Genomic DNA, 26,370 nt, shown 5'->3' on the forward strand with positions numbered 1-26,370 from the left:
AGGCATGCTGATGCGGAGTTCGGTATTGACGGCAATCAGTGTCATCATCCCGGCGCACAATGCGGCGGCAACCATTGCGGCCACACTGGCCTCGCTTCGTTCTGAAGCCGAGGTTATCGGCGAGGTGCTGCTGGTCGACGATTCCTCCTCGGACGGGACGGCAGAAGCCGCGCTGAATGCCGCCACGCAATTCTCGTTGCCGTTGCGCGTGCTCAAGAGCAGCTGCCGGGACGCGGGCGGCTCCCGCAATGTGGCGCTGGCGCAGGCGCAATGCTCCTGGATCTACCTGATCGACGCCGACGACATGCATCTGGAGGGCGGGCTGCGGTCGATGCTGGTCCGGGCGGGGGAGCAACCGGCCGCCGACATGGTGATCGGCGCCTACCGTCGGCGCACCGATGGCGAGAACCGGAACCTCAAGCTTCCAGCCGGCTACATAGAAGACGGTATAGCCAATGCCTCGGCCTATCTGGAAGGTCACATTCGCTCGATCGCCGTGGGCAGTGCGCTGGTTTCCCGGCGCGTCGTCGGCGACACGCGCTTCCCGACCGGGCTTGCCTATGACGAGGACACGCTGTTCTGGTCCAGGCTGATGGGCAGGGCGTCGCTTGCCCTGATCGTGCATCCCGTCATGATCTACCACGTTTCGGCAGTGCGTTCTGATGATCGCTTCATCACCAGGCCGGTGCGCCGCTTTCTCGACTGGCGGCTGGCGCTGCGCGAGCTGACTGACTGTGGTCCCACTGTCGTCGCTAAAGACCAGGGAGGGGCTGGTCGCCCTCAAGATCGCCCGGGTTCACTATGCGTGCGGCGATCTGGAGACGGCGGCGCGGTTCCTGAGGATCGCGGCGGCGGCGCCGAAGGTGCGGTCGAACACCTGGCGTTGCAGGCGCTACCAGCTGAAGCTGGCGCTGTGGCGCTGGTTTTCCTCTCCGCGCGTCCAGTTGCAACGTGCCTGAATCAGCCCCGCCGCAGCTTGCCGTCATTGTCATCGGCTATCGCGCGCCGGCTCAAATCGTCGAGGCGGTGACATCCCTGCTGGATCAGGATGAGCCGCTCGAGATCATGGTGGTCAACTCGGGCGGAGGCGAGGTCCTGGCGCTGCTGACCGGCGCCGGGGTCAAGGTGCCAGTGATCGAGGTCGGTCGAAGGCTGTTTGTAGGCGCAGCCCGCAATCTCGGCATTGCGGCCACCAAAGCGCCTTTCGTTGCCTTTCTTGCCGATGATTGCCTCGCCTGTTCGGGCTGGGCCGAGGCACGGATGCAGCGGCATCTGGCTGGCGACCGCGCCGTGGCGAGCGCGATGGTGAATAGCCATCCGCGCAATCTGATCGCCTGTGCGGCTCATCTGATCATGTTCATGCGACGGCTTCCCGGTCTGCCGTCGGATCGTGCGCTGCGTTACGGCGTGTCGTTCGATCGGCGGCTGTTCGTTGAATTTGGCTTGTTCGATGAAACCATGCCTGCTGCCGAAGACACCGAATTCCTGGGGCGGCTGCCGCAGGAACTGCAGCCGGTGTGGGAGCCTAAGGTGCAAACCGTTCATCGCAACGAAACCCGGCTGTCCAGATTGCTTGCCGATCAGTACAGGCGCGGCTGTCGCCGCGGCGATTACCTCGCAGCGTCCGCCCTGAACACTCCGTTTCGGTGTTTTCGCGACACGTTTCGCGATTGGCGGAATGCCCGCAAGCTGGCGAAGATCGGGCTTTCCGATCGGGATCGAACTTTCGCGATGATGTCGATGCCAATTGTCTGGCTTGCCCTGCTGGTCAAATCCGTGGGTGTCTATATTGGCGTGCGAAATCGCGTGAAAGCGGCAACAAGAAAATGATCACGAGCCAAATCAAGCCTCGACGCTGGCGACGGAGCCGACTGTTCTGGACGCGCCAGAGAACGGTCGCAGTTTTCAGCTATCGTTATGACGCGCATCTGGTTGCCGATCTGATCACCAATATCGATCCGGTCGTTGACGGCTGGATTGCCTATGACGATCGCGGGGGCGACCGGCGTGTTCAGCAGCGAGCCGCAGCGGCGGCGGATCTTGCTCGACGCAGCGCATGAAGCTGCCGCCGACTGGATCCTGGCTATTGATCCCGATGAGCGGCTGGAACGCGGTACCGCGGAGCGGATCGGACAGCTGACGGGGGATTACAGGCGCATGGCCTGGGGGTTCCGGCTCCGCGAATTGTATTCGCCGACCGAGTACCGGGTCGACGGGCTGTGGGCCGAAAAGTTCCAGTATCGTCTGTTCAGAGCCTACGATCCGGCGAAGTACCGACCAGAGGACCTGCACGGGCTCTGGTATCCTCCCGATCTTGGTTTCAAGGCCCGCAACAGCGGGCTCAACCTCTATCATTTAAAGATGATGGAGCCGAAGCGGCGGATCGCCCGCCGCAATCTCTACCACCACCTTGATCCAAAGGGGCTCCTGCAGGATGTGGGCTATGACTACCTTGCCGATGAGGCAGGGGCCGTGTTCGAACAGATTCCGCCCGGGCGCGACTACCATCCGCCTCACGTCGACGATGGCGGCCTCTGGATGGCCGTGCCGGCTGGTGCCACCATTGGTGGACCCGACCACATTCCATAGCAACGGGGTGGAACCAGCAGTCGGCTTGGCGCTTATCTACGAGAAAAATTTCGTGGAGCGGGCATGCTTGACAAATCTGGGACGCCATCCGGCCGGTCGGCTGCCGGACAGGGGGACGATGGAGCGTCGAAGAACGGCGCGCAGACCGCTGCCGAACAGGTCTCGCTCACCTATATCAGCGACAGCGAGCCGGGGATCCGGCGCCTGAAGGCGGGCGAAGGCTTTTCCTACAAGGGCGCGAAAGGACAGGCCGTCGGCGCGGCAGCCATTGCCCGCATCAAGGCGCTGGCCATTCCGCCGGCATGGACGGATGTGTGGATCTCGCCCGATCCCGCCGGCCACATCCAGGCGACCGGCCGCGACCAGCGCGGGCGCAAACAGTACCGCTACCATCCGCTGTGGGCCGCCGAGCGCGACGGCGCCAAATACTCCAGCCTTGTCGCCTTTGCCGAAAGCCTGCCGGAGCTGCGCCGCCGGATCGATGCCGATCTGCGCCGCCGTGGCCTGCCGGCCGAGCGCGTCGTGGCGGCAATTGTCTGGCTGCTCGACAACACGATGATCCGGGTCGGCAATGCCGCCTATGCCCGCGACAACAAGAGCTTTGGGCTGACGACGCTACGCGACCGCCACGTCGACATCAAGGGATCCAGCCTGCGCTTTGCCTTCAAGGGCAAGTCCGGCAAGGAATGGAAGTTGAAGCTGGTCGACCGCCGCATCGCCCGGGTCGTGCGCGGCGCTCAGGATATTCCGGGGCAGCAACTGTTCCAATATCTCGACGAGGACGGCGAGAGGCATGGAGTGCGCTCCGACGATGTCAACCGCTATATCCGCGACGCGATCGGCGCCAATTTCAGCTCCAAGCATTTTCGCACCTGGGGCGGCACCATCCATGCCGCGTCGCTGTTTGCGCGGACGGAGCTTCCCGAAAGCCAGGCGCAGACCAAGCGTGTGATGAACGCGGTCATCGACAAGGTGGCCGAGCGGCTCGGCAACACACGCGCCGTCTGCCGCAAATGCTACATCCATCCACAGGTTTTCGAAGCCTGGGTGGAAGGGCGGCTGCTTAGCGAAATGACCGAGGCCAACAAGCGCAAGCGAGCGATCGACGGTCTCGATGATGAAGAGGCTCTTGTGCTGAGATGGTTGAAGGCAAGCGAAGGCTGACAAAAATGGCGTAACTTTTTTGTCGACGCCATGTCGGCACAGGCCCTACTGTTTCGTCCTTTGAGACAGAAAAGGACGTCCCATGCTCTACGCTATCCTCTGCTATGCCTCCGAAGATGTCGTCTCCTCCTGGAGCAAGGCACAGGATGACGAGGTCATGGCAAAGCTCATGCATGTGCAGGAAAAATATGCTCAAGCCGGCCGGCTTGGGCCGGTGGCGCGGCTTTTGCCCACCACCGCCGCGACGACGCTGCGCAAGGTCAAGGGCGAATCGGTCGTCATCGACGGCCCGTTTGCCGAGACCAAGGAACAGTTCCTCGGCTTCTACACGCTGGAATGCGCCGATCTCGACGAAGCCGTCGACTTCGCGCGCGAGCTTTCCGAGGTCAATCCCAGCGGCGGATCCTATGAGATCCGACCGGTTTCCGTCTTCAACCCAACCAGAGTAGCCACATGACAGACCTCGCCTGGATAAGCTCGGCGATCAGCGCTGCCCGCCCGCAGGCTATGGGTGCGCTGCTGCGCTATTTCCGCAATCTCGATACGGCGGAGGAAGCTTTCCAGGACGCGTGCCTGAGGGCACTCAAGAACTGGCCGCAGAACGGGCCGCCGCGCGATCCTGCGGCCTGGCTGATCTTTGTCGGCCGCAACACCGGCATCGACGCGGTGCGCAAGCGCGCCAAGCAGGCGCCGATGCCGGAAGAGGACCAGATCTCGGACCTGGAAGATGCCGAGAGCGATATCGCCGAACGGCTGGACGGCGCGCACTACCGCGATGACATATTGCGGCTCTTGTTCATCTGCTGCCATCCGGATCTGCCGCCTACGCAGCAGATCGCGGTGGCGCTGCGCATCGTCTCCGGTCTCACCGTCAAGCAGATCGCGCGTGCGTTCCTGGTCGGCGAAAGCGCCATGGAACAGCGCATCACGCGCGCCAAGGCGCGCATTGCCGATGCCGGCGTGCCGTTCGAGACGCCCGGAGCGGTCGAGCGCTCGGAGCGGCTCGCCGCCGTTGCCGCCATGGTCTATCTGATCTTCAACGAAGGTTATTCCACCAACAGCGGAGAGGCGCCGGCGCGTGCGCCGCTTTGCGAGGAAGCGATCCGGCTGGCGCGCCTGTTGCTGCGGCTGTTCCAGACCGAGCCGGAGATCATGGGCCTGACGGCATTGCTTTTGCTGCAGCATGCGCGCGCGCCGGCCCGCTTCGACGAGAATGGCGAGATCGTGCTGCTCGACGACCAGGACCGCACGCTGTGGAGCCGCAAGATGATCGACGAAGGCCTGGCGCTGGTCGACAAGGCCCTGCGCCACCAGAAGCCCGGACCCTACCAGGTGCAGGCGGCGATCGCCGCCCTTCATGCGCGGGCGGCAACCCCCGAGGAGACCGACTGGACCGAGATCGACCTGCTCTACAGCCTGCTGGAGGCGATGCAACCTTCGCCGGTGGTGACGCTGAACCGCGCGGTTGCGGTCGCCAAGGTGCGCGGGCCGGAAGCTGCCCTTGCCATGATCGAGCCGCTTGGCGAGAGGCTGTCCGGCTATTTCCACTTCTTCGGCCTCAAGGGCGGTCTGTTGATGCAGCTCGGCCGTGGCGAAGAGGCGCGTGTCGCCTTCGATCGCGCCATTGCGTTGGCCAACACGGCAGCGGAAGCCGCCCATATCCGCATGCATATCGACCGGCTGATGCGGGACGGAGCCGTGAAGGCGCCGGCGAAGACAGCGCACTAAGCCTGTTCCTCCTCTGGCTCAATCGTGCAATCCCGGCTTGGACCATGCCGGGGTGGCGATTTTCCCCTGAAACGAGTAATGGCACGCCATGACAGCGCCTGCGGCATGCGGGCGATAATGGCGCCAAGGCTCGACCGCCGCCCTATGATGGCGAGCGGATCTGAAAGGGATAAAAATGACGATAGCGAAGGAAACGGCCGAACTTCTGGCGAAACTGGGTGTGGCCAAGGACGCGCTGACCGGCGGCGACCTCGTCGTGCGCAGCCCGGTGACGGGTGAACAGATCGCGGCGCTGAAGACGATTTCGCCGGCCGATGCGGCCAAGACCATCGATGCCGCGCACACGGCGTTCCAGGCCTGGCGGATGGTGCCGGGTCCCCGACGCGGCGAACTGGTGCGGCTGCTCGGCGAGGAGTTGCGCGCGCACAAAACCGAGCTTGGCCGGCTGGTGTCGATCGAGGTCGGCAAGATCCCGTCGGAAGGCCTCGGCGAAGTTCAGGAAATGATCGACATCTGCGATTTCGCCGTCGGCCTTTCCCGCCAGCTCTACGGTCTAACCATCGCCACCGAGCGTCCGGGACATCGCATGATGGAGACCTGGCATCCGCTCGGCGTCGTCGGCGTCATTTCGGCCTTCAACTTCCCGGTCGCGGTGTGGTCGTGGAACGCGGCGCTCGCGCTGGTCTGCGGCGACGCCGTGGTGTGGAAGCCCTCGGAAAAGACGCCGCTGACGGCGCTCGCCTGCGAGGCGATTTTTGCCGGCGCGGTCAAGCGCTTCGGCGCAGATGCGCCGCATGGCCTGGCACCGGTGCTGATTGGCGACCGCTCCGTCGGCGAGATCCTGGTCGACCACCCGAAGGTGGCGCTGGTTTCGGCCACCGGCTCGACCCGCATGGGCCGGGATGTCGGCCCGCGGCTGGCCAAGCGCTTTGCCCGCGCCGTGCTCGAGCTCGGCGGCAACAATGCCGGCATCGTCTGCCCGACCGCCGATCTCGACATGGCGCTGCGCGCCATCGCCTTTGGCGCCATGGGCACCGCGGGCCAGCGCTGCACGACGCTGCGGCGCCTGTTCGTGCATGACAGCGTCTATGACACGCTGCTGCCGCGGCTGAAGAAGGCCTATGAGAGCGTCTCGGTCGGCAACCCGCTGGAGACGTCTTCGCTCGTCGGGCCGCTGATCGACAAGGCGGCGTTCGACGCCATGCAAAAGGCGCTCAAGGAAGCCACCGCTCACGGCGGCAAGCTGACCGGCGGTTCGCGGGTCGAGAATGGCCATCCCGATGCCTATTACGTGCATCCGGCGCTAGTCGAAATGCCGAAGCAGGTGGCTCCCGTTACCGAAGAAACCTTCGCGCCGATCCTCTATGTAATGAAGTACTCCGATTTCGATGCCGTGCTCGACGAGCACAATGCGGTCGGCGCCGGACTGTCGTCGTCGATCTTCACCCGCGACCTGCAGGAATCCGAGCGCTTCCTCGGCGTCGATGGTTCGGATTGCGGCATCGCCAACGTCAACATCGGCACGTCGGGCGCCGAGATCGGCGGCGCGTTCGGCGGCGAGAAGGAAACCGGCGGCGGCCGCGAGAGCGGCTCCGATGCCTGGAAGGCCTATATGCGCCGCGCCACCAACACGGTGAACTATTCCAAGGCGCTGCCGCTGGCGCAGGGCGTGTCATTCGACATCGATTGAGATGCTGCGCCCGGCTTTTGACCAGTTGATCCACCCGAACCCGTCGGGCGGATCGCTGCCGCTCGCGCGGATCGTTCCGCTTTCAGGCTTCGCCCCCGCTGTCCAGATGTCCGTATCCCGACGGCGGAAAGGCCACCTCGGCCATGCGCCCGGACGGGTCCTCGCGGTCGGCACGATCGGCTGCGCAACAGCGTCTGCGCCGAACGTTCAGCCAGCGTGCGGCGACGCCGGTCGGCAGGCTTCGAACGCGGCATCGATAACGGCAAGCTTGGCGGCCTGGACGGTCATGTATTCCTGGTAGAAGCTGTTCGACACCCACATCACCGAATGCCCGCGCCGGCCCAGCCAGCCGACGCTGCCGAGCTTTTCGGCGTCGCGCAATTTGCGCGCAAGATGGGTGCGCGAGAGTTTTAGCCAACTGGCGAATTCGCCGATCGAAACCACGCTGGTCGGGATCCGGTCGAGGCCGGCATTGTCGGGATCGATGCCAGACATCAGCCAATCCATGACGATGCCGCCATTGTTGAGCCAGATGAACAGCGAAAACGTCTGCTTGGGCTCACGCACAGGGTTGGAGGAGAGCAGGCCTTCCGCCACCAGCGGCTGCAGCCTGGCAATCATGCCGTGCTGCTTGAGAAACGCGGCGAGGCGGTCGCCGCCGTCGAGACCGTCGAGCGTGCGCAGATGCGCAACCACCCAGCCATCGAATTCCTTCAGCGTCGCTGCCGTCACCTGAAAGGGATGGGCTCGTCCGTCACCGGTGTGCGGCAGGTATTCGATGATGTGATAGTGCAGCATCTCCTTGATGAAGGCTTCGGCCGTGTTGCGGCTAGCGACGGAATAGTGAAGCACGGCATCGATGAAGCGGGCCAGTGTCAGTTCCGTGCGGGGATCGCGCGGGTCGCGGGCGAAATGCAGGGCTAGGCCGGTGTGAGCCAGCAACCAGCGCTGTTGCGTGGCGAACACGGCGGCCAGGCGTGGGCTCGTTTCATAGATATGCAGCAGCGCCTTCGACTGCGCCTCGACATGACGGTGCAGCGCCGGATGGCCGGCAATATATTCGAAATTCAGCGCCATCCTCCTCGTCCTCCGGCCAGCCCCCCGGCAGCGAAGACGTGCAATCACATTTCCAGCCTTAGCCGCCCGTGTCCGGCCATGCCAACCCGGACAAAAGGCCTAGAGCGATCAACCGTTCCACAGACACGTTGAAACCCCCGTCATCTCCTGATTTCGAGGCAAATTGCTTGAGAAGCGCCGCGCGCTTCTGCAGAGAAAACCGTGTCACACTTTTTTGGAAACGCTCTGGTCCGTTCGCGCCTAGGGCGTGTCGGAAAACGCTAAGCCATTGCAACCGTTGAAAAACCTACCGCAATAATAGTCAGCTCGGCAGCCTGCGGTTGAATTTGCCTTAAGATCGCCAGCACGTTGCGCGCGGTCCGTTTGTATCCAGGCGGTTCGCCACGTCGGAGCGCCTGGGCTATCGTTCCGGCTATTACGGCCGCAAGCGCGAGGTGATGGAGAGCCATCGCGTCCTAGCCACGAAGACCACATCGTGGCAAACTTCTTGTTAACCACATGCTCGGTGAAATTATCGGATTAACCCCAGATGCCACTATCGAGGTTATGTTCCGCACCTTAGCGTTCAATATGAGTTCAAGGGATGTGTGGATTCGGGGGTTATTTCGGGTCAATCCGGGATGCGGAAGCTTTGCTCACGCACATGGTAGCCGCAATTGCCCATCGTGGGCCGGATGAGCAAGGGAAATTCGTAGCACCCGATGCCGGGCTCGGGCATGCGCGGCTGTCGGTGATCGGCATCGGCGATGGCCAGCAACCGATGTCCGACGAGGCCGGCAATTTGACGATTGCGTTCAACGGCGAGATTTTCAACTACATAGAACTGCGCGAAGGGCTGATCGCCAAGGGCCGGCACTTTCGGACGTCGAGCGACACAGAGGTCATCCTTCAGCTCTATGAGGAGATGGGCGAAGACTGCTTGTCTCTCCTGAACGGTGATTTCGCCTTGGCGATATGGGACAATCGGCAGCGACGAATGGTGCTTGCACGAGACCGGATGGGTGTCCGGCCGCTGTTCTACACAAGCAAGGACGGGGTGCTTTACTTTGCCTCGGAGATCAAAGCCCTGCTGAAGGTCCCGGGCGTCTCCGCTGAAATTGATCCGATTGCGCTGGACCAGATCTTTACGCTGTGGGCGCCGATCGCTCCGCGCACGGCGTTCCGCAATATCCACGAGTTGGAACCGGCAAGTGTGATGATTGCGACGCAGGGGCAGGTCACGGTCAAGCGGTACTGGCACCTGGACTATCCGCATCGTGATGAGCCGTCGAAGATCACGAACGAGGACCACGCGGCAGAGGAGTTGCAAGCCCTTCTGACCGATGCGGTGAGGCTTCGCATGCGGGCCGACGTGCCGGTCGGTTCCTATCTTTCCGGAGGGCTCGATTCGTCGCTCGTTTCGGCGCTTGCCGCCGGCATGACTCCTCGGAGACTGGAGACATTTTCCGTAACCTTCGACAGCGCCGAGCATGACGAAAGCGCCTTTCAGATCGAAATGGCCTCGGCGCTCGGCACGCGCCACCACGCCATAGAATGCGGCGCCCGCGATATCGCCGGGGTCTTTCCTGAGGTCGTCCGCTTTGCCGAGCGGCCGATCATCCGCACGGCGCCAGCGCCACTCTACAAATTATCCGCCCTGGTTCGCCAGGCCGGCCTGAAGGTGGTGCTGACGGGTGAAGGCGCCGACGAGGTCTTCGCCGGCTACGACGTCTTCAAGGAGGCGCGTGTCCGCCGGTTCTGCGGGCGGCAGCCCACATCGCGCATAAGGCCGCAGCTGTTCCGCCGGCTTTACCCGTATCTGCCGGGCCTGCAACAGCAATCGGTGGAGTATCTGGCTGCCTTCTTCGGCACCAGCAACGCTGCCCTCGACGATCCGCTGTTCTCGCATCGGCCACGCTTCAAGACCACGGCGGCGGCGAAAATCTTCTTTTCCGGCGATCTGCGTGCGACGTTGAAGGGCTATGACGCGGCTGAAGAGCTGACCAGCCGCCTGCCCGAGGCGTTTTCCTTATGGCATCCACTGCATCAGGCGCAGTATCTCGAAACCCGCTTCCTCCTGCCCGGCTACATCCTCTCCAGCCAAGGCGATCGGATGGCCATGGCGCACGGCATCGAAGGGCGGTTTCCTTTCCTGGATCATCGCGTGGTACAGTTCGCGGCAAGACTTCCGCCGGAGATGAAACTGAAAGGCTTGATGGAGAAGCACATATTGCGCAAGGTGGCCAGGCACCACCTTCCGGCGGCGATCGGCAAACGCACCAAGCAACCTTACCGCGCCCCGGAGGCCCGCTCCTTCGTCGGGGCGGAGGAACTAGACTATATTCGTGACTGCCTGGGCGAGGCGAGCATTACCGCCGGCGGCCTGTTCAACGCCAAGGCGGTGGCCAAGCTCCACGAGAAATGCCGCATGGAGACCGCGACCGGATTTCGCGACAACGCCGCCTTCGTCGGCATTCTATCGACGCAGCTGTGGCAGAAGAATTTCGCCGGCCAAGCGGTCGGCGCGGCAAGAGCGGCCTGAGACGGCGAGGAAAAGGAAATACATGATGACGGCAATCAAGGACAGGGTCAGAAGCTTTATCGTCGACAACTTCCTGTTCGGCGACACCTCCTACAAACTGTCGGATTCAGCCTCGCTGATCGAGAACGACATTATCGACTCGACTGCGGTGCTTGAGCTGGTGGCCTTCATCGAGGACAATTTCGGCATCGCGATGGTGGACGCCGACATCGTTCCGGCCAACCTGGACTCGCTTGACCGCATCTCGTCCTTCATCGAGGCGAGAGCACAAACGCTGGCAGCGTAAGCGCCAACGGCGAGGAACGTCCCGTGCGGATCGAGCATTTTCTGGTGGCGAAGGCTGCTGCCCACCCGGCCAAGACGGCATTGGTCACCAGGGGCAAAAGGCTGAGCTACGAAGAACTCGACGACCTTTCGAGCCGGCTGGCCACCGCTCTCTTCATGAATGGGATCAGGCGCGACGACCGCGTCCTGATCTTCATGGACAATTGCTGGGAGGCCGCCGTATCGATCTTTGCCGCACTCAAGGCAGGTGCGACCTTCAGTCCGATCAACCCCTCCACAAAGGCCGACAAGCTCGGTTACATCATCGCCGATTGCGACGCCAGGGCGGTCCTGACGCAGGCGAAGCTGATGCCCGTGGTCACCGAAGCCTGCGCATCGCAAGGCAAGACCGGCATCTTCGTGGCTTCCACTCCTGGGGCCGATGGGCAATGCCCGGCAGGGGCCGCGTCCCTGACTGACTGCCTGACGTTCGATGGCGCGGAGGTAGACCATCGCGGCATCGACGTCGACCTTGCGATGCTGATCTACACGTCAGGTTCGACCGGCCGGCCCAAGGGTGTGATGATGACGCATCGCAATTGCGACGCTGCCGCGGGGTCGATCGCCACCTATCTGCGCAACGCGCCGGACGACATCATCCTGAACGTCCTCCCGCTTGCCTTCGACTATGGCCTCTACCAGTTGCTGATGGCAGTCAGGCTCGGGGCCACGCTGGTGCTCGAGAAGTCCTTCGCCTTCCCGCACGAGATCTTCGAACGCATCCGCAAAGAGGGCGTCACCGGCCTTCCGCTGGTGCCTACCATGGCGGCGATGATCCTGCAGATGCGTGATCTGGCGCCGGGTTTCTTGCCCAGCCTCCGCTATATTTCCAACACCGCGGCCGCCTTGCCGCCAGCCCACATAGAACGCCTGCGCTCGCTGCTGCCCGGCGTCCGGATCTATTCGATGTATGGGCTGACCGAATGCAAGCGCTGCACCTATTTGCCACCCGAGGAACTTGACCGCCGGCCAGGGTCGGTCGGCATAGCCATCCCCAACACGGAAGCCTTTGTCGTCGACGACCTTGGACAACGCGTGCCGGCGGGCGTGGCGGGTGAGCTCGTCATCCGCGGTCCGCACGTCATGCAGGGCTATTGGCGCAACCAGGCCGCGACGGAACGAGCGCTCCGGCCGGGGCCTAACCCTTGGGAAAAGGTGCTCTATACGGGCGACCTGTTCCAGACCGACGAGGACGGCTTTCTCTATTTTGTCGGGCGTAAGGACGACATCATCAAGACGCGTGGCGAGAAGGTCGCCCCCAAGGAAGTGGAGGCCGTGCTCCACGCCCATCCAGGTATCGCGGAAGCGGTGGTCGTCGGCGTGCCGGATCCGGTGCTGGGGCATGCGATCGGCGCGCTCGTCGTGCGGTCCGACCCGGCGCTTGGCGGAAAGGACATCATTCGTCACTGCGCGCGCCACCTGGAGGATTTCATGGTCCCCAAAATCATAGAGTTCCGCAGCGAATTGCCGAAGACGGAGTCGGGCAAGGTCAGCCGCCGGCTCGCGGCTGAGATGATGGAGGCCGAGCAATGAACATCGGCTCAACCCAGGATGCGCCGGCCTTCACGCAAGCCCTGGCCATCGATCCCGCCGCCGAAACGGACAGGATCGTGGCGGCGCTGCGCGAGCAGTTGCGCGGCATTCGCAAGCGCGGCCTCGTGCTTGGTCTTTCGGGCGGTATAGATTCCAGCGTTTCGGCTGCATTGGCCGCGCGGGCCGTCGGCCACCAGAATGTGCTGTGCGTCCTCATGCCGGAAAGCGATTCCGACCCCGAAAGCCTGCGGCTCGGCCATCTGGTCGCCGACACTTTCGGCGTCGAGGCCGTTGTGGAGGATATCGGGCCGACCCTGCGGGCAATGGGCTGCTATGAACGCCGCGACGCCTTCATCCGCGAATTGGTCCCGGACTATGGCAAGGGCTGGGCCTCGAAGATCGTGATCGCGAACGTGCTCGAAGGCGAGGGCTACAACATCTCGTCGCTGGTGGTGCAGGACCCGCAAGGCAAGCAGACGAAACTGCGGATGCCGGTGGCAGTCTATCTCGGCATCGTTGCCGCCACCAACATGAAGCAGCGCACCCGCAAGCAGCTCGAATATTATCATGCCGACCGGCTGAACTTCGCCGTGCTCGGCACACCGAACCGGCTGGAATACGACCAGGGGTTCTTCGTCAAGAACGGCGACGGCGCCGCCGACGTCAAGCCGATCGCGCATCTCTACAAGACGCAGGTCTATGCGCTAGCCGCCTATCTCGGCATTCCGGAAGAGGTCCGCAACCGGCCGCCGACCACCGACACCTACTCGCTGGCGCAGACGCAGGAAGAATTCTACTTCTCCCTGCCTTACGATCGGATGGATCTGTGTCTCTACGGCCTCAACAACGGCGTGTCCGCCGAGGTGGTAGGGCAAGCGGCGGGATTGGCCGCCTCACAGATCGAACGCGTCTGGGCCGACATCGCCGCCAAGCGAAAGGCGACGCGCTATCTGCACCTGCGCCCGCAACTCGTTGACGGCGTGGACGAAGTCGGCTCCTGACCTGATGCATTATGCCATTCCGGACGGAAACCGCGCACCCTTTCCTGGAATTGCTCTAGGCGGAACGCTTCAGGTGAAGCGGCCGCCGATCAACTGGCTCCACTGCTCGCCCGCAAGCCCGTTCAGAAAGACCTGCGCGTTCTTCATGGCATCGAGAAGCTCGGGATCGCGTGAATGCACGACGGTCGAGGCGACCGGTATGAAGGCTATGCGTCTTACAAGCATGGCGTCCAGAAGCGCGGGCTGGACGCGGCCGCGCAAGCCGGAGACACCGCGCCGGGCGGCATGCTCGACCAGGCAATCGATCACCGGCCCGGCCTGGCCGGGAAGAGCGAGGACCTGCAGCACGCGGCCGATCCCGTCCGGTCGAGCGTAGTAGGCGAAAGCGCCGACATTGGCGCCGTTCGGCGATGCCACCGACACGCAGACAAGCTCTCCGAAATCCGGCTTTTGCGCCGCATCGCCCAGAATATGGTCGAGCTGACCTTCCGCCCACTGCGGACGTAGCGGAAACTGGGCGCAAAGCGGCTCCAGCAGCCCCGCAAAGCTGCCGCTGTCGATCTCGGAGGTCCGAAATGCCCCCCGGCTCGATGCGTTGGCGACGACGCCGGTCCAGCGTCGTTGACCGCCCTCCATTTTGCGAAGGTAGAGCCGGTCGACCATCCGGGCGAGCGGGTTCAACATCCAGGCAAGCTTCATGTGACTGGCAAAAAGGCTGAGCACGAAGGTCGCCGGCCGCATCACGCGAACCCAGTCAAGGCTGTATTGCGGCAGCACAACGCCGCGAAGCCGCGTCCACAGTTTCACGGACGTATCATTGGCGGTTTCGCTGAAGGAGATGTCCTGCGGACCATCGAGGAAGGCCTTCAACAGGCGGGCACCGGCCATCGGATCGGTCTCGTGATCCTCGACCATCAGCGAGCTGCAGATGGCAGCGTAGAGCTGCCGGCCGTTGAATTTCATCGGCAGCGCATGAACGCCGACGAAGCCGGAAACCTGGCCGGCGTCATTGACATGGACAAGCGAACGGAGCCCGCTGCCCCAGTCGGGTGCGTCCAGATAAAACCGCCTCATGTAATCGACGAGGGAGGCCGGCGCTGGCCCCCGCTTCTTGCGCAGCATGCGTTGAAACATGCCCGCGACGGCCGCAAGGTCGGCCTGATCGAGGGCGCGGACGACGCTCACGCCGGGCTCCCTGTTCCGGGAACCCGGCCACCATGTTTGCGCGCCATGGCGACACGGGGCTGGCCGTCGGCCGTCACGGCAAAGGTTGGGGTTTCGTAGGATTTCGTTCTCGATAAAAGGGTTGCTATCTGCCGATCCTGACCTTCGCCGAACTCAAACAGCAGCCATCCGCCTGGCTTGAGGAAAGCTGCGGCATCCCGGACCAGCCTTTGGAGGATCGAAATACCGTAGGGGCCGCCGTCGAAAGCTTCCCGAGGTTCGTTCTCCAACAGATGCGCGCTTTCGCTATCGAGACGGGATGAGGAAATATAGGGCGGGTTGCACACAACCATGTCGGCAGCGCCGCGGAGGCCGTCACCCTCGATCGCGGCAAATAGGTCGCCTTGCCGGACCTTGATCCTGTCCTGCAGGGCGAGGCGCACAACATTGCGGCGGGCAAGCGAAACCGTGCTGTCGGTCAGGTCCGCCGCCCATGCCCGAGCCCGAGGACATTCGCTGACGATGCCCACGGCAAGATTGCCGCTGCCGCAGCACATGTCGATCAGGATCGTTTCGTGCGCCTGTTCGCCAAGAATGGCCGCGGCCGTCCGGCCAAGCAGTTCCGTTTCGGCTCGCGGCACCAGGACGTCAGGCGCGAGTTCCAGCTCAACCCGCATGAAGCGGTGCAATCGCGGCCAATTGCGATCGTTTGCACGGCCGGCAGGAAGGCTGTGATGCTGCGGCAAGGAAAATCCCTATCCTGAGGATAAAACGCGGGTTCCCTGTTGTTACCAACTCCGGGTAAATTGATGTTAAAGATCATGATTGGATTGGGAGTAACCGGCCTATGTTGGCGGCGTCCTGTCCCATCAATGGCGAATTCCTGTGCCGCCGCAAGCCGATCCATGCGCTAATTCAGAGCAACGCCTCGTACCGGTCTCCGATCTTTTCAATTTCGAAATCCGCCGCCCTGCTTTTCAGGATCGCGGCGGTTGTCGGCTGGTCGAGCATTCCGGCCATCGCCACTGCCAGGGCCGCGGCATCGCCGACCGGCACCAGGGCGCCGAAGCGGCCGTCATCAAGTATTTCGCGCGGGCCGTGCGGCGCGTCCGTGGAGACCACCGGAATCCCCGCTGCCATGGCCTCGACCAGAACATTGCCGAAGCCCTCGCTGGTCGATGATAGGACGAACAAGTCAGCTACGGCGTAGCAGGCCGCCGGATCATTGACATAGCCCGCAAACAGAACGTCTGCGCCGATACCGGATTCTTCGGCATAGGCGCGCAACTCGTCGGCCAGCGGACCCTCGCCGAAGATGACAAGCCGGGCCCGGCGCCCGGCGCGCAGCACAGCGAAGGCCCGCAGCAACGTCCAATGATCCTTAACGGGCACCAGGCGTCCGGCGGTGATGATGATGGGGCCGTCGCCCATCGCCGCGAGCTCTGCCTGCCAGGCGTAGGCGCGTTGCTGGGATGCCGCAGCCGGCGGCAGCGGGTTGTTGATGACCACGACCTTGGATTTCGGGAAGCCTCGGGCCACAAGATCGCCGCCGACACCCTCAGAAACCGCGATGGCCCTGGTGGCGCGGGCCGCAACCAGGGCCGAAAGCCAGACCGCCATTTTCGCGCCAAGGCTGCCGGAAGGCAGTGAGGCGGCGGCGTGGAAACTCGGGAAGAACCGCGCCCTGCTTCGCGCGAGGGAAAGCGCCAGCGCCACGACCAGATTGGCGAATTCCGGGGCGCTGTAGATCGCGTCGGGAGAAAGGCGGCCAAGCAGGCCCGCGCTTCGCACGATGCCTTTCAATGTCGCCCACTTGCCATAACCCTCGCCGCGAATGGGGAGGCCGAAATCGACCAGATGCACGGCAGGCGAAAGCAGGGCGGCATTGGGCCCCTGCGCGTTCCAGGTAAAAAGCGTGACGTTGTGGCCGCGCGATGCCAGCTCGTTCGCTATCAGGACGAACACACGCTCGGCGCCGCCGCCCCTGAGGCTGGCAATGTGAAAGACAATCCGCTTCGCCATTTCAGGCGCGGCTGGCAATGACATCCGGGCGGTTCGGCGGAAGCCGCATGTCGCGCACGATACCCAGGGTAATGGCGAGCAACATGCCGAGGATCATGCCGCCAATGGCCCCCAGGCCGATCATCACGACGGTGCGCGGGGGCCATGAACGGCCCTTTGGCGGCACTGCGGTGGAAATCACCTGCACATTGGTGCTGTCGATCTGTTCGCGCTCGGTTATCTGGCGTGCCCGCGACAGGAAGCTCTCATAGATAGCCGTCTTCGACGCGGCGTCACGTTCAAGCTCACGCAAGGCGACCTCGGAATCGCTATCCGAGAACACGTTGCCCTTCAAGTCATTCATCTTGGCATTGAGGGAGGCCGACGAGGTTTTGGCGGCATCGAGATTGACCTTCGCCAGGCGCAGGGTGCGCGCGTATTCGGCGCTGAGTTGCGCGCTGACCGTGTTGTACTCCGTCTTCAGCCTGACGATCGACGGATGACGGGGGCCAAAGGTCATCGACTGCGAATCGATCTGCTGGCGCAGGCCGTTGGCCGTTGCGCGCAGCGCCACAAGCGCCTCCGACGTGGCGGGACCGGAATTGGTGCCGTTTGCGCCGGCGGCAAGCAGGGCGTCGTAACTTGCCTGCGCGGCGATGACGCGCGATTGCGTCTCCACGATCTGGCCGTTGAGCTGGGTCATGGTTTGCGAGGAAACAAGCTGCCCATTGCTGGTGGCCAGATTGTGGCTGCGCCTATAGGCTTCGACCTTCTCTTCGGCCGCCTGCACATCGCTCTTGAGCTGGCCCAGCCGCCCGTCCAGCGCCGCCGCGGCACGGCTGGCGCCGGAAGCCTCGGCGCTGGCCAGCTCTTCCTGGAAAGTCTTGACGATATCCTGCGAAATCAGGATCGCCTTGGCGGGGGTTTCCGCCGATACCATCAAGGTCGTGACAAACGACTTTTCATCCGCGATGCTGCCAACCCGTTCCGCCAGGTTCTTCAGGGCGGTAAGCTTTGGATCGGGTTTGGCGCCGTCCGTCCCTGTGCGGCTACGGTCCGCGTCGAAGAACTCCGGGTCACTGGCCAGGTGAAGATCGTCTACAACACGTGAAAGCACGCTGCCCGAGGTCAAGATGCGCTCTTTGCTGCGCGCGCTGAGCAGCTGTCCATCGACCTGGGCCGATTGCGGGTAAAGATCGTTCGGAACAACCTGAAGATTGGCGGGATTGATGAGGATGTCCGTGGTCACGGTGTAGCGCTGCTTGCTCAGCAGAGCGTAGGCACCGCCGATGATCCCGCCGGCTATTGCCAGCAGGCATACCAGAGCGAGGCCGGCGCGCAGCCAGACAAACAGACGCCCGAAATCGAGTTCGAGAAAGGTTCCGATCTTGTTGAGCGTCACCGTCGTGACGGGCTCGGCTACAGGCGGCGCCACGGGTGCAGGCGACACAGGGGCCGACGTTACAGGGGCCGACGTTACAGGGGCCGACGTTACAGCGGGTGCCGCCGCATGTGCCATGATCGGCGCGGTTTGTTGCGGCTTTGGCCTGCTGGCGCGCCGCGCATTTTCGATCCGTTCATAGGGGCTAATGCCGGCGGCGGCCGCGGCTGGAGGAGGACCGGAAGCGGCGGACATCATGCTAACCCTTTAATATTCAATACGCACAGCCTGCTTTACGGAAACATCGTTAACATTTCATTTTCCAGGCGTGTCAGGCGCGTTCCGGAACAGCGATCTATCCACCCTTGGTCGGTATTCTGCCACGCCCGTCGTAGCCTGGCAAAGCGTGCAGGCGTTTCAAATGGAAATACAAGAGGTCGTCGCGAGGGCACCCGCAAGGAGCGGGCTTGGCGTCATGTCGCTGTTGATGCTGGTTGGCCTTGAAGGGGCGTGCCGGTTTGGCGCCCATCCGGCTTTCGATAAGCGAGCAACAAGATGACGAGCAGCATGATATCCGGCGCCTTCGAAGAAAGGGCATTGTTTGACAATGCCGCGAGGATGGACGCGGCCGCTGCGATATGGGCGGCCCGAGGCGTATTGCGCAGGAGCTTGAAAAGGAACCGGAAGAAAGCAAACGCGAAGAGCAGGGCGATCGGCAGGCCGAACAAAAGCGTAAGAACGACCGGCGTGCTTTCGATGAAGGGGAGGTTGAGCTTTTCGTTGACGATCTTCAACAACTCGTTGGGATTCATGCCAAGCAGGATGTCCCTCCATTCAACGAACTTGAACACATCGTAGATCTTGACGCGCGCGTCGTAATTTTGATCAAAGAGCGTGTTGCTGAAGCGGTTCAGCAGCCCCGCCGAAAAGAGTATCGCAATCAGTATGGCGCCACCGGCCAGCGTCAGCATCAGCACCAGGAGTTTGGCCTGGCGTTGATGTCTGGGTGACAAGTCCGGCCAAGGCAGGAACACGAGCAGGAACAGGATCTCGCCGCAAGCGAGCAGCAGGGCGGTGCGCGCGCCCGAAGCGGCCGTGCCGATGAAGAGAATGAAGATGCAAAGCGCGCACACCCAGATACGCCACCGCGTCAATGCAACGAAACCTATGGCGGTGGTGCAAAGCGCGCCCAGCGCCAGCGGATGGGCCGACAGTCCGATCGGCCGAAAGTCCAGCTCAACGAGGGGATAGGGCAGGAATCGATGCTGGGTGACGGCCTCGATCGTTCCGATGATGGCGCTGAGGACGATCATGCCGACGATGACATTGCCAAGCGCCCTGCGCACATGGTCACCCAAGGCAAGCATGATCATCGCCGCGGCACAAGAGACCAGATAGGAATCGATTATGAAGCCGGCCGAGCCGGCACGGCCTATCACGAAGAGATAAGGCACCAGCCACAACAGCAGCAGCGAATATAACAATGTCGCCTTGAACAGCCTGACTTCATCGCCTTCGAGCCGAATTGGCCGGGTCGTGGCGATGACGACAAGCAGCAGAAAGATGGCATAGGTCCCGATATGCAGCTTTTCGGGAAACGACCCCCCCTCCGTCGAATAGGACATCACCATATTCATCAACTGCGGAGAGATGGTCGAGCGGAGCAGGAAAGCGAAGGCCGCGAGGAGAAAGAACAGGAGTGTGAGGGCGTCTTGGCGGCTGGCCTGCGCGGTCACGAACTGTTGCTCTGTGGGGGTGACACTCACGATTATCCGACCAGCGTTGCGGCTTGCGATTGAGATGGCAGGGGACGAACGCGCCCCCGGGTACATTTTCCTGCACGAACGTAAAGGAATATGGATAACCCGATCTTAACAGTGGCGATGCCGGGCATGGGCCGCCACATGTCAGCTTTGCCGAAAAGCCGGACACCGCTCATTGAAATCTCACCAAAGTGCGCCGCGTGGGAACGAATGCACGCAATGCACTTGCGCGACATGCATCGGCAGCCGGATTTACGCTATTCGTGAACTCGGTAACCCACACTTAATTGGCCGGTCGTATTGATGGCGATGCTTTGCACGGCGCCCGACGCGCTGCCTGTGGACGGCACAATGGCATCAGGCACCGGCAAAGCGCAGGAGATCAAGGTGAAGAAGTTCTATTCGATTCAGTATCTTCGCGCCTGCGCCGCCTTGCTGGTTCTGTTCGCACACGCCTTTTCCTATCAGATTGGCGTGGACAATCTGATTATTGTGACGGCGGGCCGCCTGGGCGTCGTTCTGTTCTTTGTCATCAGCGGTTTCATAATGGTCCATATTACGGGAGATGGTCCGTTTTCCGCTGCCACCTTCCTGAAACGCCGAGCAATCCGGATCATCCCCCTTTACTGGCTTTTCACCAGCCTCGCCGCGGTTCTGGCGGCGCTCGCGCCAAGTCTCTTCCAGAAGACCGTCTTTACGTGGCCCCACTATCTTCAGTCGCTCCTCTTCATTGTTCACGAAGCGCCTGGACGGGATAGCGCCAGTCCAATCCTCTCACTCGGCTGGACGCTCAATTACGAGGTATTTTTCTATATCGCTTTTGCGGTGTTCGCATTCCTGTCCGTGACCTCGCGCGTATTTGTGCTGACGGTCTTTTTCATTGCGATGTGGATAGCCGGGCTGTGGCTGGCTCCCACCAACCCTGTTATCCAGTTCTATCTCAACCCTTCTCCGGTGGCATTCGTCATCGGTATGTGGATAGGGCGGCGCTATTTGGACGGTGATTTCACTTCCGACATACGCCATGCCTGGATATTCGGCGTAATGACCGCTGCGGGCGGGGTGCTTTCATTCGTCGATGACGGTACGCCGCTCTTGGGTCAGATCAGCTTCGCGGGACAAGCAATGTGGGCGGCGGGCCTACTTCATCTCAGCCTCATTCTGGAGCCGAAACTCAAGCACTGGAGCCTTCTCGAGCAGTTGGGCGACGCTTCCTACGCGCTTTATCTGTCGCATATCTTCGTGATCGGCGCTGTGGCGTACCTGGCCAGACGCACCGTCGGATACGAGCATCCGACAACGGTATTGTTGGTGTCGGTGGTCAGCATCGTGGCAGCCTGCCTCGTCAGTCTGGTGATTTACCAGATGATCGAGAAGCCGATTCTTCAGACCCTGAACGGCAAAAGGAAGACGAGAAACACACCGCTTCCTCATATTGCCACGGAGAACAAATAAGCAGGCCAAGCAACGGGACGGTCACGGCTTTCAGCGCTTCAGTCAGCCCGCGCTGTCCACGACCTCGACATTGCCGGCGCGGTTAAGCGTATGAATGCCCGTGCGTGCCCATGCCGGACCCGCGCCGATCGGCCGGGGCGAGGCGAAGCGGACATCGGACGCGTCGAGTCGCTCAAGCTGCATCAGCCCCAGACCACCGCCATAGGCCCTCGATCCGTTCTGCACCGGCAGCACCAGGGCATCGTCCTGGCGGATAAAGGCGCCGCCCGGCCGGGTGGCCGAATGATCGACGGCAATGGGATTGAGCGGATGGGCGACCCATGGCCCGCGCAGCGAGGGCGCGCAATAGACCGCCATCGTGTCCGACGCGCTGCCGTAGCCGAACCGCTCCGTTCCAACCAGCCAGAAGCGACCGTCGGATTCGAGCAGCGTCGCGTCGTTGAAATCCCTGTCCGCCATCAGCACCGTGTCGCGGACCCAGCGGTCGGGAAACTGCGCGGCGCGATAGAGCACAAGTTCGCGAGCCGAACCACTTTCGGGGATCATGAAAATCTCGCCATCGTGTGCGAACACCTGCGGATACGACAGGTGGTGCGCTTCCTCCAATACAACCCTTGGAACACCGAAAGTGCCATCGTCACCGAGCTCGGCGACGGAAATCACGCCGCGACTCGTCGCGTAGGGGAATTCCTCGACAAACAGATGATGGCGGCGGTCGGCCTCGAAGACGAACGGGTCGGCATAGAAGCGTTGGCCATCGTCCGGCAGGACTGTGAACGGTTTGCCGTCGAGTTGCCCGGTTTCGGCGATGCCTGGTCCGTCGATCACCCGATAGGCAACCTGCCAATAGAAGGGGCGTCGTCCCCGCCTGATTTTTTGCACGGCGCGATCGATCAAAGCCCTGCCAAAAAAGGGCACATAGTGTCGAACAAAACTGTCGTTCTTCAGGATCGGCACCGGGTTGTCGCTTACCGGCACAAGCTTGCCCGCAAAGAAGCGGGCGACGGTTTGCATGATCAGCGACATGGCGCCGGCGAGCAGGTCGTTGCAGCTTCGGGATAGCCAGAGCCTGTCTGCCAGCATCGGTCTAGCCTGGGCCACGACAACGCCATCGAGGCGAGCGCCAAGTTCAGGCAATTGTCCGCTCGCCAACATTGCGGCAACGCCGGCTGGAAAGCTGTTGCGACCGCAAAATTCGAGCCTCAGGACTGGCGCGTCTTGCCCCGTTGCGCTGGCAGTGAGATCTATGACGAGGTCCGGAGGGCCGCGATCGATGGGCGGCAACGGCTCGGACCGGCCCGCCAGCGAGGGACCGAAACGCCGGCTCTCGATCGCCAAGACAGTGTCCAGCCCCCGAGCGGTTGGCGCCGCCGCCGGCGCGTTGCAACTCGAGACCACGTAACCTGCCGCATCCAACCGCTTAAAAAGCTCATTTTCCCAGCGCCGGGATGCGACGGCGTGGCCGATGATTAAAATATTAGTCAACCCAAGTTATTCTCGTTAAAGCAAAAAATGGCTTTGCTCTGGTATCTTTCCCCACAGTTCCTGGCAAGGGTTGCCCAAGGGGGGCTGCGGACTCTAGCGTTAATCATACGTTAATTTTTTTGAATACGAAGGCGGTTCAGGGCGCTATTGTTAGGCTGAAAGCACATGTCAGCCGGGCGCCCACGCTTTCGGTGACCAGGGTCAACCATGAACGCCGTTTCACATCCGAACTTGCCCTCAAGGCGAAAACTGCTGATCGTGTTCGGCACGAGGCCGGAGGCGCTCAAATGTTTTCCGGTGGCGCGGGCCGCGCTCGCCCATCCAGGCTTCACCACGGAAATATGTGTGACGGGCCAGCATCGCGAGATGGTCAATCAGGTCATTGAACTGACGGGCCTGCCGGTGCACTACGATCTCAACATCATGCAGCCAGGTCAGACGTTGTTCGACGTGACCTCGCGCGTGCTCCTCGGAATGGCGGGGGTGCTGGAGAAGGCGAAGCCGGACATCGTCGTCGTCCAGGGCGACACAACCACCGCGATGACCGCGGCTCTAGCTGCCTTCTACAAGCGGATTCCGGTTGCCCATATCGAGGCGGGATTACGCAGCCACAACATCAACTCTCCCTTTCCGGAGGAACTGAACCGCAAGATTGCCGGCAACATCGCCACCTGGCATTTTGCGCCGACCACCGAGGCGCGCGACAATCTCATCGCCGAAGGAAAGGCTGCGAACACCATCTTCGTAACCGGCAATACCGTGATCGACACGCTGCTGCATTTCTCCAGCGAGATCGATGCCGACAAGTTGATGAACGCCAAGCTCGCCGCTCGTTTCCCCTTCATCGATCCGACCAAGAAAATGATCCTCGTCACCGGTCATCGCCGTGAGAATTTCGATGGCGGCATCCAGAGAATCTGCACCGCGCTGAAGGCATTGTCGGCGCGCAGGGATGTGCAGATCATCTACCCGGTCCATCCCAACCCGAATGTGCGCTCCGTGGTCGAGGCCGAAATCGGGACGGTGCCGAACATCCACCTGATCGACCCGCAGGACTATTTGCCGTTCCTGTACCTGCAGAAACAGAGCTACCTGGTGTTGACCGACAGCGGCGGCGTGCAGGAAGAGGCGCCTTCACTCGGCAAGCCGGTGCTGGTGATGCGGGAAAACACGGAGCGACCCGAAGGGATCGCCGCTGGTACTGCCCGGCTGGTCGGCACCGATATCGAAAAAATTCTGGCCAATGCCAATAGCCTGCTCGATGATGAGAGCGTCTATCGCGGCATGGCGGAGAGGCACAATCCATACGGCAATGGCCAAGCTGCGAGCCGGATCGTTGAGGAATTGCTGAATCATGGCTGAAATCAAAACCGTTTCCGTTATCGGCATGGGCTATATCGGCCTGCCGACCTGTGCCATTTTTGCCAGCCGCGGACTCGATGTCATCGGTGTCGATATCAACGAGGCGGTGGTCGCGAAGGTCAACCGCGGCGAAATCCACATCATCGAACCGGACCTGGATGGTTTGATCCAGAAAGTCGTCGCCAATGGCAAGCTCAAGGCATTCAGCACGCCTCAGCCGGCCGATGCCTATATTATCGCCGTTCCAACTCCGATCACCCCGGACCGCAAGCCGGATGTCAGCTACGTGCTTGCGGCAGCGCGAAGCATCGCTCCGGTGCTAAAACGGGACGACCTGGTGGTGCTGGAATCAACATCGCCGGTCGGTACGACGCGTGTCATGACAGCGCTGCTCGCGGAACTGCGACCCGATCTCAAATTTCCCGTTGCGCATGGCGAGGAAGCTGACGTCCTGGTCGCCTACTCTCCCGAGCGCGTGCTGCCGGGAAAGGTGCTGACCGAGCTGATCAACAATGATCGCTCGATCGGCGGACTGTCCCGAAAGTCTTCGGAGCGGACAGCGGCACTCTATTCAAGCTTCGTCGCCGGCGACCTGTTCATAACCCAGGCCGAAAGCGCGGAACTGGTTAAGCTGACTGAAAATGCGTTCCGCGATGTCAATATCGCCTTCGCCAATGAGCTTGCGGCGGTGTGCCAGGATCTGTCGCTCAACGTCTGGGAGGTAATCGATCTCGCCAACCGGCATCCTCGCGTGAACATCCTGCAGCCGAGCCCGGGCGTGGGCGGCCACTGCATTGCGATCGATCCGTATTTTATCATCGACGCCGCACCGAACAATACGCGGCTGATCAGTTCGGCACGGCGCATCAATTCCGAGCGACCCTTGTCGGTGGTCAGGGACATCGAGGCATTGCTCGACCCGACCCGCAAGCAGACGATCGCCTGTCTTGGCCTCAGCTTCAAACCCAATATCGACGATATGCGCGAGAGCCCGGCTGTCGAGGTTGTTAAGCTTCTGTCCAAGATTCCCAATATCAAGATCGTCGCTGCCGAGCCCAATGCGCGTCAGTTGCCACACGAGCTCGAGGGCAGCGGCGTCATGTTCACCGATGCACTTTCCGCTATTGACCAATCCGATATCGTCGTCCTGCTGGTCGACCATCGACAATTCAATCTGATCGATCCCGAAGCGCTCAAGGACAAGAAGCTCGTCGACACACGGGGCCTGTGGACCTGGCGCAAGGCGCGCAAGCCCGACGCCCGCATCGAAGGCAAGAAATCCGAAATGGAACGCTCGCAGTCTCTCGCTCGCACCGGAGAAGCGGCATGAACTCGCATGACCCGGCATGGGCGCAACACTCTCTATTGGCATCACGCCGCCGCGAGTTTCTCGGTGCGACCATCCATGCGCTGACCATGGCCGAGACGCTGGCCATCGCAGACGAGGCGATGGCGACGCGGCGACCGCTTCATCATGTTGTCGTGAACGTCGCCAAGCTTGTGAACATGCGCAAGAATGCCGAACTGCGCGAGGATGTCGTCGGGGCGGATATGGTCAATGTCGACGGCAAAGGCGTGCTTTGGGGCGCGCGGCTCTGCGGCGTCGAGTTGCCGGAGCGTGTGACCGGCGTCGACGTCATGATCAACCTGCTTGCGCTGTGCGCCAAGCGTGGCTATCGCCCCTACCTTTTGGGCGCTGAACAGCACATTCTCGACGCAGTTGAAAGCCGACTTGCCAGAGATCATCCGAGCCTGGCCATTGCCGGCCGGCGCAATGGGTATTTCAAGGCGGAGGAAGAGGCCGCGATCGTCGAGGCCATCAACGCTTCAGGTGCCGACTGCCTGTTTGTGGCGATGCCGACGCCGAGCAAGGAGCGCTTTCTCAAGCGCTATCGCGACGTACTCGCTCCGAGTTTCGTCATGGGCGTGGGCGGCAGCTTCGACGTCTATGGTGGAAAGGTCGCCCGGGCACCGAAACTGGTTCAGGCGGCCGGCCTGGAGTGGCTGTTCCGCGTGGCGCAGGAGCCGCGACGCTTGTGGCGCCGCTATTACGATACCAACACCGCCTATGCACTGCTGCTGTGGCGTGAGTTCTGGTCTCGCCGGGGACGCCGAAACGTCAATCCGTAAGC

The 26,370-nt window shown here is 62.1% G+C and carries 23 protein-coding genes; 16 read left to right on the plus strand and 7 right to left on the minus strand.

Going from position 1 to position 26,370, the window contains the following annotated elements:
- The first annotated feature begins 25 nt into the window (after positions 1-25).
- The 8 genes from NKL06_RS23390 to amaB all read left to right on the plus strand — a co-directional run bounded on the left by NKL06_RS23390 (position 26) and on the right by amaB (position 7,171).
- On the plus strand, positions 26-1,030 hold the full coding sequence (locus tag NKL06_RS23390; protein ID WP_245267083.1) for a glycosyltransferase family 2 protein: 1,005 nt from the start codon (positions 26-28) through the stop codon (positions 1,028-1,030).
- Positions 952-1,830, plus strand: coding sequence for a glycosyltransferase family 2 protein (locus tag NKL06_RS23395; protein WP_352580977.1), 879 nt, complete (start codon positions 952-954; stop codon positions 1,828-1,830). The genes NKL06_RS23390 and NKL06_RS23395 overlap by 79 nt, the downstream gene beginning before the upstream one ends.
- Complete coding sequence (locus NKL06_RS23400; protein WP_352580979.1) at positions 1,827-2,060, plus strand: hypothetical protein; 234 nt, start codon at positions 1,827-1,829, stop codon at positions 2,058-2,060. The genes NKL06_RS23395 and NKL06_RS23400 overlap by 4 nt, the downstream gene beginning before the upstream one ends.
- Entirely contained in the window at positions 2,041-2,589 is a 549-nt protein-coding gene (locus NKL06_RS23405) for a glycosyltransferase family protein (RefSeq protein ID WP_352580981.1), read from the plus strand. The genes NKL06_RS23400 and NKL06_RS23405 overlap by 20 nt, the downstream gene beginning before the upstream one ends.
- A gap of 63 nt (positions 2,590-2,652) precedes the next feature.
- The gene (locus tag NKL06_RS23410; protein ID WP_023691703.1) at positions 2,653-3,753 is read left to right on the plus strand and encodes a DNA topoisomerase IB; all 1,101 of its coding nucleotides are present in this window, start codon (positions 2,653-2,655) and stop codon (positions 3,751-3,753) included.
- An 82-nt stretch (positions 3,754-3,835) separates the two neighbouring features.
- The gene (locus tag NKL06_RS23415) at positions 3,836-4,210 is read left to right on the plus strand and encodes a YciI family protein (protein ID WP_023671781.1); all 375 of its coding nucleotides are present in this window, start codon (positions 3,836-3,838) and stop codon (positions 4,208-4,210) included.
- Positions 4,207-5,481: an RNA polymerase sigma factor gene (locus tag NKL06_RS23420; protein WP_352580983.1), complete on the plus strand. Its 1,275-nt coding sequence runs from the start codon at positions 4,207-4,209 to the stop codon at positions 5,479-5,481. The genes NKL06_RS23415 and NKL06_RS23420 overlap by 4 nt, the downstream gene beginning before the upstream one ends.
- A gap of 175 nt (positions 5,482-5,656) precedes the next feature.
- Positions 5,657-7,171, plus strand: coding sequence for an L-piperidine-6-carboxylate dehydrogenase (gene amaB / locus NKL06_RS23425; protein WP_023691701.1), 1,515 nt, complete (start codon positions 5,657-5,659; stop codon positions 7,169-7,171).
- 207 nt (positions 7,172-7,378) lie between these two features.
- On the opposite strand, the gene NKL06_RS23430 is transcribed toward amaB, so the two are convergent.
- Positions 7,379-8,248, minus strand: coding sequence for a hypothetical protein (locus tag NKL06_RS23430; RefSeq protein ID WP_023691700.1), 870 nt, complete (start codon positions 8,246-8,248; stop codon positions 7,379-7,381).
- 583 nt (positions 8,249-8,831) lie between these two features.
- On the opposite strand from NKL06_RS23430, the gene asnB reads away from it, so the two are divergent.
- Genes asnB through nadE form a run of 4 tightly spaced genes read left to right on the plus strand, consistent with a single transcriptional unit; the run spans position 8,832 to position 13,627 of the window.
- The gene (gene asnB, locus NKL06_RS23435; protein ID WP_023691698.1) at positions 8,832-10,769 is read left to right on the plus strand and encodes an asparagine synthase (glutamine-hydrolyzing); all 1,938 of its coding nucleotides are present in this window, start codon (positions 8,832-8,834) and stop codon (positions 10,767-10,769) included.
- A 22-nt stretch (positions 10,770-10,791) separates the two neighbouring features.
- Entirely contained in the window at positions 10,792-11,055 is a 264-nt protein-coding gene (locus NKL06_RS23440; RefSeq protein WP_023671787.1) for an acyl carrier protein, read from the plus strand.
- Between the two features lie 23 nt (positions 11,056-11,078).
- Positions 11,079-12,626: a class I adenylate-forming enzyme family protein gene (locus tag NKL06_RS23445; protein WP_023691697.1), complete on the plus strand. Its 1,548-nt coding sequence runs from the start codon at positions 11,079-11,081 to the stop codon at positions 12,624-12,626.
- Entirely contained in the window at positions 12,623-13,627 is a 1,005-nt protein-coding gene (gene nadE / locus NKL06_RS23450; RefSeq protein ID WP_023691696.1) for an NAD(+) synthase, read from the plus strand. Before NKL06_RS23445 ends, nadE begins: the two co-directional genes overlap by 4 nt.
- Before the next feature lie 69 nt (positions 13,628-13,696).
- On the opposite strand, the gene NKL06_RS23455 is transcribed toward nadE, so the two are convergent.
- The 5 genes from NKL06_RS23455 to NKL06_RS23475 all read right to left on the minus strand — a co-directional run bounded on the left by NKL06_RS23455 (position 13,697) and on the right by NKL06_RS23475 (position 20,005).
- Complete coding sequence (locus NKL06_RS23455; RefSeq protein WP_023683445.1) at positions 13,697-14,812, minus strand: hypothetical protein; 1,116 nt, start codon at positions 14,810-14,812, stop codon at positions 13,697-13,699.
- Positions 14,809-15,537, minus strand: coding sequence for a N5-glutamine methyltransferase family protein (locus NKL06_RS23460; RefSeq protein WP_023671791.1), 729 nt, complete (start codon positions 15,535-15,537; stop codon positions 14,809-14,811). The genes NKL06_RS23455 and NKL06_RS23460 overlap by 4 nt, the downstream gene beginning before the upstream one ends.
- A 169-nt stretch (positions 15,538-15,706) precedes the next feature.
- Positions 15,707-16,813, minus strand: a complete 1,107-nt coding sequence (locus NKL06_RS23465; protein WP_023691695.1) for a glycosyltransferase — start codon at positions 16,811-16,813, stop codon at positions 15,707-15,709.
- 1 nt (position 16,814) lies between these two features.
- Positions 16,815-18,428: a GumC family protein gene (locus NKL06_RS23470; protein ID WP_031207855.1), complete on the minus strand. Its 1,614-nt coding sequence runs from the start codon at positions 18,426-18,428 to the stop codon at positions 16,815-16,817.
- Positions 18,429-18,646: 218 nt separating this feature from the next.
- A complete protein-coding gene (locus tag NKL06_RS23475; protein WP_210164060.1) occupies positions 18,647-20,005 on the minus strand; it encodes a VpsF family polysaccharide biosynthesis protein in 1,359 nt (452 codons plus the stop codon).
- Between the two features lie 282 nt (positions 20,006-20,287).
- On the opposite strand from NKL06_RS23475, the gene NKL06_RS23480 reads away from it, so the two are divergent.
- Positions 20,288-21,391: an acyltransferase family protein gene (locus tag NKL06_RS23480; protein ID WP_196814062.1), complete on the plus strand. Its 1,104-nt coding sequence runs from the start codon at positions 20,288-20,290 to the stop codon at positions 21,389-21,391.
- 42 nt (positions 21,392-21,433) lie between these two features.
- On the opposite strand, the gene NKL06_RS23485 is transcribed toward NKL06_RS23480, so the two are convergent.
- Positions 21,434-22,474 (minus strand): glucosamine inositolphosphorylceramide transferase family protein, encoded by a 1,041-nt coding sequence (locus NKL06_RS23485; RefSeq protein ID WP_023691692.1) that lies wholly within the window; start codon positions 22,472-22,474, stop codon positions 21,434-21,436.
- 609 nt (positions 22,475-23,083) lie between these two features.
- On the opposite strand from NKL06_RS23485, the gene wecB reads away from it, so the two are divergent.
- From wecB to NKL06_RS23500, 3 genes are read left to right on the plus strand one after another with little or no spacing between them, the layout of a single operon-like run.
- A complete protein-coding gene (wecB, locus tag NKL06_RS23490) occupies positions 23,084-24,238 on the plus strand; it encodes a non-hydrolyzing UDP-N-acetylglucosamine 2-epimerase (protein ID WP_023686302.1) in 1,155 nt (384 codons plus the stop codon).
- Positions 24,231-25,568 (plus strand): UDP-N-acetyl-D-mannosamine dehydrogenase, encoded by a 1,338-nt coding sequence (gene wecC / locus NKL06_RS23495; protein ID WP_023686301.1) that lies wholly within the window; start codon positions 24,231-24,233, stop codon positions 25,566-25,568. The genes wecB and wecC overlap by 8 nt, the downstream gene beginning before the upstream one ends.
- Positions 25,565-26,368, plus strand: coding sequence for a WecB/TagA/CpsF family glycosyltransferase (locus NKL06_RS23500; protein ID WP_023725122.1), 804 nt, complete (start codon positions 25,565-25,567; stop codon positions 26,366-26,368). Before wecC ends, NKL06_RS23500 begins: the two co-directional genes overlap by 4 nt.
- The last annotated feature ends 2 nt before the right edge of the window (positions 26,369-26,370 follow it).

Origin of the sequence: Mesorhizobium sp. C268A (assembly GCF_040324475.1) — a bacterium.
Taxonomy (GTDB): Bacteria; Pseudomonadota; Alphaproteobacteria; order Rhizobiales; family Rhizobiaceae; genus Mesorhizobium.